This is a genomic window from Streptomyces sp. NPDC056628, assembly GCF_042792555.1.
Lineage (GTDB): Bacteria > Actinomycetota > Actinomycetes > Streptomycetales > Streptomycetaceae > Streptomyces.
Genome location: NZ_JBHTWG010000018.1, coordinates 1 through 12,330, shown reverse-complemented (window position 1 = coordinate 12,330; position 12,330 = coordinate 1). Strand labels below are relative to the sequence as shown.

General features: G+C 69.7%; 11 protein-coding genes. 9 read left to right on the top strand and 2 right to left on the bottom strand.

Annotated elements, in window-relative coordinates:
* Window positions 1-41 precede the first annotated feature (41 nt).
* The 6 genes from eccD (at window position 42) to ACFRAC_RS21760 (ending at window position 7,169) form a co-directional block, all read left to right on the top strand.
* Window positions 42-1,499 carry a type VII secretion integral membrane protein EccD gene (gene eccD, locus ACFRAC_RS21785; RefSeq protein WP_382926029.1) on the top strand — a complete coding sequence of 486 codons (1,458 nt, stop codon included), beginning with the start codon at window positions 42-44 and terminating at the stop codon, window positions 1,497-1,499.
* Window positions 1,500-1,696: 197 nt separating this feature from the next.
* The gene (rpsO, locus tag ACFRAC_RS21780; protein WP_030046008.1) at window positions 1,697-1,984 is read left to right on the top strand and encodes a 30S ribosomal protein S15; all 288 of its coding nucleotides are present in this window, start codon (window positions 1,697-1,699) and stop codon (window positions 1,982-1,984) included.
* A gap of 340 nt (window positions 1,985-2,324) precedes the next feature.
* A complete protein-coding gene (locus ACFRAC_RS21775) occupies window positions 2,325-4,544 on the top strand; it encodes a polyribonucleotide nucleotidyltransferase (RefSeq protein WP_382926024.1) in 2,220 nt (739 codons plus the stop codon).
* A complete protein-coding gene (locus tag ACFRAC_RS21770; protein WP_382926023.1) occupies window positions 4,541-5,920 on the top strand; it encodes a M16 family metallopeptidase in 1,380 nt (459 codons plus the stop codon). The genes ACFRAC_RS21775 and ACFRAC_RS21770 overlap by 4 nt, the downstream gene beginning before the upstream one ends.
* Before the next feature lie 28 nt (window positions 5,921-5,948).
* Entirely contained in the window at window positions 5,949-6,701 is a 753-nt protein-coding gene (dapB, locus tag ACFRAC_RS21765) for a 4-hydroxy-tetrahydrodipicolinate reductase (protein ID WP_382926020.1), read from the top strand.
* 15 nt (window positions 6,702-6,716) lie between these two features.
* On the top strand, window positions 6,717-7,169 hold the full coding sequence (locus tag ACFRAC_RS21760; protein ID WP_382926018.1) for a hypothetical protein: 453 nt from the start codon (window positions 6,717-6,719) through the stop codon (window positions 7,167-7,169).
* 59 nt (window positions 7,170-7,228) lie between these two features.
* Here ACFRAC_RS21760 and ACFRAC_RS21755 read toward each other — a convergent pair whose 3' ends face one another.
* Both ACFRAC_RS21755 and ACFRAC_RS21750 read right to left on the bottom strand, forming a co-directional pair.
* The gene (locus tag ACFRAC_RS21755; protein WP_382926015.1) at window positions 7,229-7,783 is read right to left on the bottom strand and encodes a hypothetical protein; all 555 of its coding nucleotides are present in this window, start codon (window positions 7,781-7,783) and stop codon (window positions 7,229-7,231) included.
* Window positions 7,784-7,873: 90 nt separating this feature from the next.
* Window positions 7,874-8,110 carry a hypothetical protein gene (locus ACFRAC_RS21750; RefSeq protein ID WP_382926013.1) on the bottom strand — a complete coding sequence of 79 codons (237 nt, stop codon included), beginning with the start codon at window positions 8,108-8,110 and terminating at the stop codon, window positions 7,874-7,876.
* Window positions 8,111-8,312: 202 nt separating this feature from the next.
* Here ACFRAC_RS21750 and thyX point away from each other — a divergent pair, with 202 nt between their 5' ends.
* From thyX to ACFRAC_RS21735, 3 genes are all read left to right on the top strand, one after another.
* Window positions 8,313-9,053: an FAD-dependent thymidylate synthase gene (gene thyX / locus ACFRAC_RS21745; RefSeq protein WP_382926010.1), complete on the top strand. Its 741-nt coding sequence runs from the start codon at window positions 8,313-8,315 to the stop codon at window positions 9,051-9,053.
* A gap of 213 nt (window positions 9,054-9,266) precedes the next feature.
* Window positions 9,267-10,166 carry a 4-hydroxy-tetrahydrodipicolinate synthase gene (gene dapA, locus ACFRAC_RS21740; RefSeq protein WP_382926007.1) on the top strand — a complete coding sequence of 300 codons (900 nt, stop codon included), beginning with the start codon at window positions 9,267-9,269 and terminating at the stop codon, window positions 10,164-10,166.
* A gap of 153 nt (window positions 10,167-10,319) precedes the next feature.
* Entirely contained in the window at window positions 10,320-12,005 is a 1,686-nt protein-coding gene (locus ACFRAC_RS21735) for a ribonuclease J (protein ID WP_382926004.1), read from the top strand.
* Window positions 12,006-12,330: the final 325 nt, after the last annotated feature.

Genomic DNA, 12,330 nt, shown 5'->3' with positions numbered 1-12,330 from the left:
GAGCGACGCGAGGAAGCCTTGTCTAGCAGGGGGAACACCAGGTGAGCACGGGGACTTCGACAGGTTTCTGCCGAATCACCATCGCGGCACCGGACAGCCGTGTCGACGTCGCGCTGCCCGAGGACCTGCCGATCCAGGATCTCTTTCCCGAGATCGTGAGGCTCTCGGGCCTGGTCCAGTCGGACACCAGCCCCTCGGGTTACCACCTCGTCACCCGCGAGGGACAGGTGCTCGACGCCAGCCGTTCGTTGCTGGAGCACCGGGTCAGGGACGGCGAGGTGCTGCTGCTGCGCACCTTCGCGGACTCGCTGCCGCCGGCCGTGCACGACGACGTGGTCGACGCCATCGCCGCCGCCGTCAAGCAGGACCTGCGCAGCTGGAACGACAACCTGATGCGGCTCGCCGGTCTCGTCGCCGGGTCCCTGCTGCTGGTCATGCTCGGCTTCGTGTTCTGGTTCGCCGACCCGGTCCGGCACGACATGCACGGACTGCAGGGCATCCTCGCCGGAGTCACCGCGCTCGCCCTGACCGCCCTCGCCGGCGTCCGGGCCCGCGTCTACGACGACCGCGGCTCCGCCGTCGCCCTCGGCATCTCGGCGCTGCCGCACGCGCTGATCGCCGGCTCCGGCGCCATCCCGCAGGACGCGGGAGACGGCCCCGGACGCGTCCAGTTCCTGGTCGGCTGCGTCGCCGTACTCCTGTTCTCCGTCGTCCTGATCATGCTGCTGCCGCAGGGCGACGCCCCGTTCGTGGCCGCCGCGCTCGCCTCCGCGATCGGCACCCTCGCCGTGTTCTGCGGTGTGCTCACCGAGGCCGAGCCCCGCGAGATCGCCGCCGGCACCGCCGTCGTCGCCCTCGCCGTCGTCGGCTTCCTGCCCGGCTGGTCGGCCCGCTTCGCCAAGCTCCCCATCGGCTTCCGCAACCCCGAGGACCTGGCCCGCGCCCGCCGCGAGGGCCGCGACGGCGACCTGGAGGCCGTCGACGTCCAGCGCATCGTGACCCAGACCAGCCGCGGCCACGAGCTCCTGCTCGGCCTGGTCGGCGGCTGCGCCGCGGTCATCGTCGGCTCGGCCGGCGCGGTGCTCGGCTTCAGCGACAGCGGCTGGGCCCAGCTGCTCGCCCTGTGCACCGGCCTCGCGGCGATGCTGCGCGCCCGGCTCTTCCGCTACACCGCACAGGTGACCTGCCTGTTCGTGGCCGGTATCGTCACCCTGGCCCTGCTGGTCCTCGGTCTCGCGATCTCCCCGCCGGCCGACATCATCATGGACCTGCTCCAGGGCAACTCCGGACCGGTCGACGTGCGCACCCTGTGGCTCGGCGCCTCCGTCGGCGCGGGCGTGCTGCTGCTCATCGCGATCGCCCTGATCGTCCCGCAGAAGGGTCTGTCCCCCTTCTGGGGCCGCATGCTGGACCTCGCCGACTCGATGGTGCTGCTGTCCCTGGTGCCGATCTGCCTGGCCGTCCTCGACGTGTACGCCGAGGTCCGCGGCGGATTCTGACGCCGTTCCCACCGGGGCGGCCTCCGTCCGGGGGTGTGCCCCGGTGCTGGTACGCTGTGTGACGGCCGTTTGTGTACGCGCCCCCGGTCCACCTGGGGGCAGCGCCCAGCGGATCCCCGCCTCCCGAGTCACGGAAGCTCCCCTGAGATGCAGACCAGGGGCACTCGGTGGCAACAGAAGACACCCAAGGAGTACGCGTGCCGCTCGACGCCGCTACGAAGAAGCAGATCATCAGCGAGTTCGGCCAGAAGGAGGGCGACACCGGCTCCCCCGAGGTCCAGGTCGCCATGCTCTCCCGTCGGATCTCCGACCTGACCGAGCACCTCAAGACCCACAAGCACGACCACCACTCCCGTCGTGGTCTGCTGATCCTGGTCGGTCAGCGTCGCCGCCTTCTGCAGTACCTGGCCAAGAAGGACATCCAGCGCTTCCGTACGCTGGTCGACCGCCTCGGCATCCGCCGCGGTGCGGCGGGCGCCAAGTAGGACGCCATGAGGGGAGCGGTTCCCGTGAATCGGGGGCCGCTCCCTTTGCCGTACATGCGGGAAACCGCCCGCACGTGCGGAAACATGCGGACTGTCACTCACGCTTTGTAGTGTGGTAGCACAACGCATGACGTGGAACACGGAAACCAAGTGGTCCACCGACACGAGGAGAAGCGCGCCTAGCCGCCGCCGGTCCTCGGTAGTGGCCCCCGGGGGAAGCGATCCCCGGGTGCTTCGATCGAAGACCGGCCCGCACCGCACGGAGCGCTTCTCCGCCACCGTCCCCCTGCCACACGGGCAGTCGGCGGACGAAAGACGACAAGTAACGGAGAAAACGCTAGTGGAGAACGAGACCCACTACGCCGAGGCCGTCATCGACAACGGCTCCTTCGGCACCCGCACCATTCGCTTCGAGACGGGCCGCCTGGCCAAGCAGGCCGCCGGTTCCGCCGTGGCGTACCTGGACGACGACACCATGGTGCTGTCGGCCACCACCGCCTCCAAGAACCCCAAGGACCAGCTCGACTTCTTCCCCCTCACGGTGGACGTCGAGGAGCGGATGTACGCGGCCGGCAAGATCCCCGGCAGCTTCTTCCGCCGTGAGGGCCGTCCCTCCGAGGACGCCATCCTCACCTGCCGCCTGATCGACCGCCCGCTGCGCCCCTCCTTCAAGAAGGGCCTGCGCAACGAGATCCAGGTCGTCGCCACGATCCTGGCGCTCAACCCCGACCACCTGTACGACGTCGTGGCGATCAACGCCGCGTCCGCGTCGACGCAGCTGGCCGGCCTGCCCTTCTCCGGCCCGATCGGCGGCGTCCGCGTCGCGCTGATCAACGGCCAGTGGGTCGCCTTCCCCACGCACACCGAGCTCGAGGACGCCGTCTTCGACATGGTCGTCGCGGGCCGCACCCTGGAGGACGGCGACGTCGCGATCATGATGGTCGAGGCCGAGGCCACCGAGAAGACCATCCAGCTGGTCAAGGGCGGCGCCGAGGCGCCGACCGAGGAGGTCGTCGCCGCCGGTCTCGAGGCCGCGAAGCCCTTCATCAAGGTCCTGTGCAAGGCCCAGGCCGACCTCGCCGCGAAGGCCGCCAAGCCGACCGCCGAGTTCCCGATCTTCCTGGACTACCAGGACGACGTCCTCGAGGCCCTCGCCGCCGCCGTGAAGCCGGAGCTCGCCGCCGCGCTGACCATCCCCGGCAAGCAGGAGCGCGAGGCCGAGCTGGACCGCGTCAAGGCGCTCGCCGCCGAGAAGCTCCTCCCGGAGTTCGAGGGCCGCGAGAAGGAGATCTCCGCCGCGTACCGCGCCCTGACCAAGCAGCTCGTCCGCGAGCGCGTGATCAAGGAGAAGAAGCGTATCGACGGCCGTGGCCTCACGGACATCCGTACGCTCGCCGCCGAGGTCGAGGCCATCCCGCGCGTGCACGGCTCCGCGGTGTTCGAGCGTGGCGAGACCCAGATCCTGGGCGTCACCACCCTCAACATGCTCCGCATGGAGCAGCAGCTGGACACCCTCTCCCCGGTGACCCGCAAGCGCTACATGCACAACTACAACTTCCCGCCCTACTCCACCGGTGAGACCGGCCGGGTCGGCTCCCCGAAGCGCCGCGAGATCGGCCACGGCGCCCTCGCCGAGCGCGCCGTCGTGCCGGTCCTGCCGACCCGCGAGGAGTTCCCCTACGCGATCCGCCAGGTCTCCGAGGCGCTGAGCTCCAACGGCTCGACGTCCATGGGCTCGGTCTGCGCCTCCACCATGTCGCTGCTGAACGCCGGTGTGCCGCTGAAGGCCCCCGTCGCCGGTATCGCCATGGGCCTGATCTCCCAGGAGATCGAGGGCGAGACGCACTACGTCACCCTCACCGACATCCTCGGTGCGGAGGACGCCTTCGGCGACATGGACTTCAAGGTCGCCGGCACCAAGGAGTTCGTGACCGCCCTCCAGCTCGACACCAAGCTGGACGGCATCCCGGCCTCCGTCCTGGCCGCCGCCCTGAAGCAGGCCCGTGACGCCCGCCTCCACATCCTCGACGTGATGATGGAAGCGATCGACACGCCGGACGAGATGTCCCCGAACGCGCCGCGGATCATCACCGTGAAGATCCCGGTCGACAAGATCGGCGAGGTCATCGGCCCCAAGGGCAAGATGATCAACCAGATCCAGGAGGACACCGGCGCCGAGATCACGATCGAGGACGACGGCACCATCTACATCGGTGCCGCCGACGGCCCGGCCGCCGAGGCCGCCCGCGCCACGATCAACAGCATCGCCAACCCGACCATGCCGGAGGTCGGCGAGCGCTACCTGGGCACCGTCGTGAAGACGACGACCTTCGGCGCGTTCGTCTCGCTGCTGCCCGGCAAGGACGGTCTGCTGCACATCTCGCAGATCCGCAAGCTCGCCGGCGGCAAGCGCGTGGAGAACGTCGAGGACGTCCTCGGCGTGGGCCAGAAGGTCCAGGTCGAGATCGCCGAGATCGACTCCCGCGGCAAGCTCTCCCTCGTCCCCGTGGTTGAGGGCGAAGAGGACTCCGCCGACCAGAAGGACGACGCCGACAAGTGACGTCGATCAGCTCCACGGCGACGGCCCGCACCTCCTCGGAGGCGCGGGCCGTCGCCCGTACCCAAACCCTGATCAAGGGCCGGAACGGCATCGGCACGGTCCGCAAGACCACCCTCCCCGGTGGTCTGCGCATCGTCACCGAGACCCTGCCCTCGGTCCGCTCGGCGACCTTCGGCATCTGGGCCCACGTGGGCTCCCGGGACGAGACGCCCGCGCTGAACGGCGCCACGCACTACCTGGAACACCTGCTGTTCAAGGGCACGGCCCGCAGGTCCGCCCTGGACATCTCCGCCGCGGTCGACGCGGTGGGCGGCGAGATGAACGCCTTCACGGCGAAGGAGTACACGTGCTATTACGCGCGCGTGCTCGACACCGACCTGCCGCTCGCCATCGACGTCGTCTGCGACATGCTGACCGGCTCGCTGATCCGCGAGGAGGACGTCGACGTCGAGCGCGGCGCGATCCTCGAGGAGATCGCCATGACCGAGGACGACCCGGGCGACTGTGTGCACGACCTGTTCGCGCACACCATGTTCGGCGACAACCCCCTCGGCCGTCCCGTCCTCGGCACCGTGGACACCGTCAACGCGCTCACCGCGGACCGTGTCCGCCGCTTCTACAAGAAGCACTACGACCCGACGCACCTGGTCGTGGCCGCAGCGGGCAACGTCGACCACCAGAAGGTCGTCCGGCAGGTCCGTGCCGCGTTCGAGAAGGCGGGCGCCTTCAAGGACCCGGCGGCGGTCCCCGTCGCCCCGCGCGACGGACGGCGCACCATCCGGGCGGCCGGCCGCGTCGATCTGATCGGCCGCAAGACCGAGCAGGCGCACGTCGTCCTCGGCATGCCCGGCCTGGCCCGCACCGACGAGCGCCGCTGGGCGCTCGGCGTCCTCAACACCGCCCTGGGCGGCGGCATGTCATCCCGTCTCTTCCAGGAGGTCCGCGAGAAGCGCGGCCTGGCCTACAGCGTGTACTCGTACACCTCCGGCTTCGCCGACTGCGGTCTGTTCGGGGTGTACGCGGGCTGCCGTCCCTCGCAGGTCCACGACGTGCTGAAGATCTGCCGGGACGAGCTCGACCAGGTCGCCGAGCACGGCCTGTCCGACGACGAGATCGACCGCGCCATCGGCCAGCTCCGCGGCTCCACGGTCCTCGGCCTGGAGGACACCGGCGCGCTGATGAACCGTATCGGCAAGAGCGAGCTGTGCTGGGGCGAGCAGATGTCCGTCGACGACATGCTGTCCCACATCGCGGCCGTGACCCCCGACGACGTGCGCGCGGTCGCCCGCGACATCCTGGGCGCACGGCCCTCGCTGTCGGTCATCGGCCCGCTCAAGGACAAGCAGGCGTCCCGGCTGCACGACGCCGTCGCCTGACCATCCCCGGTTGAAGGAAGCACAAGAGATGAGCAAGCTGCGCGTGGCGGTCCTCGGCGCCAAGGGCCGGATCGGCTCCGAGGCGGTACGGGCGGTCGAGGCCGCCGAGGACATGGAGCTGGTCGCCGCCCTGAGCCGGGGCGACAAGCTGGAGACCCTGGCGGAGACGGGCGCCCAGGTGGCCGTCGAACTGACCACGCCGGACTCGGTGATGGCCAACCTGGAGTACTGCGTCGGCCATGGCATCCACGCTGTCGTCGGGACGACCGGCTGGACCGACGACCGTCTCGCGCAGCTCCGCGGCTGGCTCGACGCCTCCCCGAAGACGGGTGTGCTCATCGCGCCGAACTTCTCCATCGGCGCCGTCCTGACGATGAAGTTCGCGCAGATCGCAGCGCCCTACTTCGAGTCCGTCGAGGTCGTCGAACTGCACCACCCGAAGAAGGTCGACGCCCCCTCCGGCACCGCCACCCGCACCGCTCAGCTCATCGCCGAGGCACGCCGGGCGGCGGGCACGGCACCGGCGCCGGACGCCACGGAGACCGCCCTGGAGGGCGCCCGCGGCGCCAGCGTCGACGGGGTGCCGGTCCACGCGGTCCGGCTGCGCGGCCTGCTCGCCCACCAGGAGGTCCTCCTCGGCGGCGAGGGCGAGACCCTCACCGTCCGCCACGACTCCCTGCACCACAGCAGCTTCATGCCGGGCATCCTGCTCGGCGCGCGGCGGGTGGTGACCACTCCGGGCCTGACCTTCGGCCTGGAGCACTTCCTGGACCTGAGCTGACACGAGACCCCACTGATGCGCGCGAAGATCTCCTACGCCGTGACGGCCGCCGTTCTGGTCGTCTACTTCGTCCTGGTCGGCAGCCGGGGCGTCATGCTCATCCAGTCCGGCACCGTCCTCACGGTCACCTTCGGTGTGGCCGTGCTGATCCTGCCGGTCATCGGCGTGTGGTTCCTGTGGAAGAACACCCAGTTCGTCCGCCGGGCCAACGCGCTGGCCGCCCAGCTCGACGCCGAGGGCGGCCTGCCCCGCGACGAGCTGCGGCGCACGCCCAGCGGCCGTATCGACCGCGACTCCGCCGACGAGGTCTTCGCCCGGCGCAAGGCCGAGACCGAGGCCGCGCCCGACGACTGGCGCAACTGGTTCCGCCTGGCCGTCGCCTACCACGACGCCCGTGACACCCCGCGGGCCCGCAAGGCCATGCAGCGCGCCATCGCCCTGCACGACGGCCGGACCGCCGACGTCTGACCCGTATGCGTGAGGGGCCGGCCCACCACCGTGGACCGGCCCCTCACGCGTACTCCGGCTCAGCCGCGCGCGTTCTCCGCGGCCCACGCCTCGACGGCGTCGGTGGCCCGGTCGAACGCGGCGAGACGGGCGAGGAAGTCCGCGCTGTGCGTGGTCATCAGCACGGGCATGTCATCCGCTCCACGGCCCTGGCGTACGAGCAGCAGCGCCTGCCCCTGCACGGTCCGGGGCAGCCCCAGCCAGCGCACCGGCTGCTGCACCGTCCGCACGGCGGCGACCTGCTGCCAGGGCACCGTACGGGTGGTGAGGAACCGGACGTGACGCAGTCCCTGGGAGCTCACCCACACGCCGATGCGCAGCATGCGCAGCGCCCCGGCGATGACGACCAGCGCGACGCCGAACACGGAGGCGGCCGCGGCCAGGGTGCCGGTCAGCGCGATGATGACCGCGGCGAACAGCACGTAGGAGGCGAGCAGCAGCCACAGCGCGGCCGCGCCCACCCGCCACGGCCCGGGACGGTAGGGCCGCCGCCAGCGCTCGTGGTCGTCGAAGGGCAGCGCGACGTCGTCGGCTGCCTCGAACGCGCGGTCGGCCGTCAGGAAGGGCAGGGGCACGGCTGGTCCTCACTCAATCCATGCATGGGCTGTGCCCGGTGAGGCTACCGAGCCGGCTGACCACTCACCACCCTTGGGGGCCCGAAGGGGTCAGCGCCCGTCGGACGCCAGCGACTGCTGGGTGCCGTCGCCGGTGTCGGTCGACAGGGCCGGCGTACCGATCACCAGCGAGCCGACGAGACCGGCGACGAGGGTGAGACCGAGCAGCGCGCGCCCAGCCAGCTGCCCGAGCGAGGCCCGCTCACGGGGCGGGGGAGTGACATTGCTGCGGAACCGGTCGGCCTCGGCGACGAAGGCGAAGGGAACGGGCTCGCGCCGGCGGAGCATCGGGAGGTCGTCTCCTCTCGGGGGGCGAAGGGGGTGAACGTCATGAGGGCAGACGGACGAACGCTCCAATTGGTGCCCGGTTTCACCGAATTCACAGAAATTCGCCGACGTATGTCGTGACCCGGCACCGATCGCCCCGTTGTCGGAGCCGGGCCGTAGAGTGGGCGCCGCCCGAAGACGTGATGGAAGGACCTCCCCAGCCGTGACCGACACCCCCGCCGCCGACCTCAAACCCAGCTTCCGCAGCGATGTCACCGTGGAACTGGTCAAGCACAGCGCGGCCGACTCCGACGTGCTGTGGGCCGCCCGTGTCTCCACCGCCGGAGAGCAGTCCCTGGACGAGCTGAAGAAGGACCCGGAGCGCTCCAGGGGCCTGATCAACTACCTGATGCGGGACCGGCACGGCAGCCCCTTCGAGCACAACTCGATGACCTTCTTCATCAGCGCCCCGATCTTCGTCTTCCGCGAGTTCATGCGGCACCGCGTGGGCTGGTCGTACAACGAGGAGAGTGGCCGCTACCGGGAGCTCCAGCCCGTCTTCTACGTCCCGGACGAGTCCCGCAAGCTCGTGCAGGAGGGCCGCCCCGGCAAGTACGTCTTCGTGGAGGGCACCCAGGCCCAGCAGGAGCTCGTCGGCCGCGTCATGGAGGACTCCTACCGGCAGGCGTACGAGGCGTACCAGGAGATGCTCGCCGCCGGGGTGGCCCGCGAGGTGGCCCGCTCGGTCCTCCCGGTCGGCCTGTTCTCCTCGATGTACGCCACGTGCAACGCCCGCTCGCTGATGCACTTCCTCGGCCTGCGCACCCAGCACGAGCTGGCCAAGGTCCCGTCCTTCCCGCAGCGCGAGATCGAGATGGTGGGCGAGCGCATGGAGGCGGAGTGGGCCAGGCTCATGCCCCTCACGTACGCCGCCTTCAACGCGAACGGCCGGGTGGCACCGTGACCCGACCGCCCCGGAGCGGTCGGTGCGGCAGCGCGGCGTCAGCCTCGCGAGGTGTCCGTATTGCGGCATTTAGAGAAGTTCATCTAGCCTGATCAAACGGACCCGGCACTGCTTGAACCCCCGAGCAGGCAGTGCCGGGCTCCTTATTTGTCCTGACTTTGCCGCACCCCCCGAGGGAAGACCCGGCCGTGCACAACGAGTAGCGTGTATCCCATGGCTCCGACCTCGACTCCGCAGACCCCCTTCGGGCGGGTCCTCACCGCCATGATCACGCCCTTCACGGCGGACGGCGTACTCGATCTCGACGGCGCGCAGCGGCTCGCCACGCACCTGGTGGACGCAGGCAATGACGGCCTGATCGTCAACGGCACCACCGGCGAGTCCCCCACCACCAGCAACGCGGAGAAGAAGGACCTCGTACGCGCCGTGCTGGAGGCCGTCGGCGACCGGGCGCACGTGGTGGCCGGGGTCGGCACCAACGACACCCGGCACAGCCTGGAGCTCGCCGACGACGCGGAGCAGGTGGGCGCACACGGCCTGCTGGTCGTCACGCCGTACTACAACAAGCCCCCGCAGGAGGGCCTGTACCGGCACTTCAAGGCCATCGCCGACAGCGCCGGCCTGCCCGTCATGCTCTACGACATCCCCGGCCGCAGCGGCGTCCCGATCAGCACCGAGACGATCGTCCGGCTCGCGGAGCACCCGCGCATCGTGGCCAACAAGGACGCCAAGGGCGACCTCGGCCGTGCCAGCTGGACCATCGCCCGCTCCGGGCTCGCCTGGTACTCCGGCGACGACATGCTGAACCTGCCTCTGCTCTCCGTGGGTGCGGTCGGCTTCGTCTCGGTCGTCGGCCATGTCGTCACCCCGGACCTGCGCGCGCTCATCGAGGCGTACACCTCCGGTGACGTCCAGAAGGCCACCGAGATCCACCAGAAGCTGCTCCCGGTCTACACCGGCATGTTCCGCACCCAGGGCGTCATGACGACCAAGGCGGCGCTCGCCCTCCAGGGGCTGCCCGCGGGACCGCTGCGCGCCCCCATGGTGGAGTGCTCTCCCGAGGAGATCGAGCAGCTCAAGATCGATCTTGCTGCCGGCGGGGTACAGCTCTAAACACAGACTTCGCGCGCTCGCCGCGCACCTGACTTCACAACTGAATAAGCAGGCCACCGGCGCCTGCACCCCACAACGACAACTGCTTCTGCACGAACGTCATGCGCGCCACGTGCCCAACCGGTACGTGGCGTGTGTGGTGAGGAGAGTCTTTTGAGTCATCCGCATCCTGAACTGGCCCCGCCCCCGCCGCTCCCCGACGGCGGACTACGGATCACCCCGCTCGGCGGCCTCGGCGAGATCGGCCGGAACATGACCGTCTTCGAGTACGGCGGCCGCCTGCTGATCGTCGACTGCGGAGTGCTCTTCCCCGAGGAGGAGCAGCCCGGAATCGACCTGATCCTGCCGGACTTCTCGTCCATCAGGGACCGCCTCGACGACATCGAGGGCATCGTCCTCACCCACGGTCACGAGGACCACATCGGCGGTGTCCCCTTCCTGCTGCGCGAGAAGGCGGACATCCCGCTGATCGGCTCCAAGCTGACCCTGGCCCTCATCGAGGCCAAGCTCCAGGAGCACCGCATCCGCCCGTACACCCTCGAGGTGTCCGAGGGGAACCGCGAGCGCATCGGCCCCTTCGACTGCGAGTTCGTCGCGGTCAACCACTCCATCCCGGACGCCCTCGCCGTGGCCATCCGCACCCCCGCGGGCATGGTTGTCCACACGGGCGACTTCAAGATGGACCAGCTCCCGCTGGACAACCGCCTGACCGACCTGCACGCCTTCGCACGTCTGAGCGAAGAAGGCATCGACCTTCTCCTCTCCGACTCCACGAACGCGGAAGTGCCGGGCTTCACCCCGCACGAGCGGGACATCTCCAACGTCCTGCGCCAGGTCTTCGCCGGCGCCCGCAAGCGCGTGATCGTGGCCAGCTTCGCCAGCCACGTCCACCGCATCCAGCAGGTCCTGGACGCGGCCCACGAGTACGGCCGCCGGGTCGCCTTCGTCGGCCGCTCGATGGTCCGCAACATGGGCATCGCACGCGACCTCGGCTACCTCAAGGTCCCGCCGGGCCTGGTCGTGGACGTCAAGACGCTCGACGACCTGCCGGACAGCGAAGTGGTCCTGGTCTGTACGGGCTCCCAGGGCGAGCCGATGGCCGCCCTGTCCCGGATGGCCAACCGCGACCACCAGATCCGCATCGTCCAGGGCGACACCGTGATCCTGGCGTCGTCGCTCATCCCCGGCAACGAGAACGCGGTCTACCGCGTGATCAACGGCCTGACCCGCTGGGGCGCCAACGTCGTCCACAAGGGCAACGCCAAGGTCCACGTCTCGGGCCACGCCTCGGCCGGCGAGCTGCTGTACTTCTACAACATCTGCCGCCCGAAGAACCTCATGCCGGTCCATGGCGAATGGCGCCACCTGCGCGCCAACGCCGAGCTGGGCGCCCTGACGGGCGTCCCGCACGACCGCATCGTCATCGCCGAGGACGGCGTCGTCGTCGACCTCGTCGCGGGCAAGGCCAAGATCGCGGGCAAGGTCCAGGCCGGATACGTCTACGTCGACGGCCTGTCGGTCGGCGACGTGGGCGAGCCGGCTCTGAAGGACCGCAAGATCCTCGGCGACGAGGGCATCATCTCGGTCTTCGTGGTGGTGGACTCCTCCACCGGCAAGATCACGGGAGGCCCGCACATCCAGGCCCGCGGCTCCGGCATCGAGGACTCCGCCTTCGCGGACGTCATCCCGAAGATCACCGAGACGCTGGAGCGCTCGGCCCAGGACGGCGTGGTCGAACCGCACCAGCTTCAGCAACTGGTGCGCCGGACCCTCGGCAAGTGGGTCTCGGACCACTACCGGCGCCGGCCGATGATCCTGCCGGTGGTCGTGGAGGTCTGACGACCCGTCGGCCCACGGCAGCCTGACTCAGGAGCGGGGCGCCTCGATTTGCATCGGGGCGCCCCGCTCCAGTACGTTTACGGCTCCGCCCGAGGGGAACCCGGTCACTTCATGTGCCCGGACCTGCCCCGCAGGGGGCGGGAAATCCGACTCAGAACTTCTGATAAAGTCGGATCCGCCGGAAAGGGAAACGCGGAAGCGGGAACCTGGAAAGCACCGAGGAAATCGGATCGGAAAGATCTGATAGAGTCGGAAACGCAAGACCGAAGGGAAGCGCCCGGAGGAAAGCCCGAGAGGGTGAGTACAAAGGAAGCGTCCGTTCCTT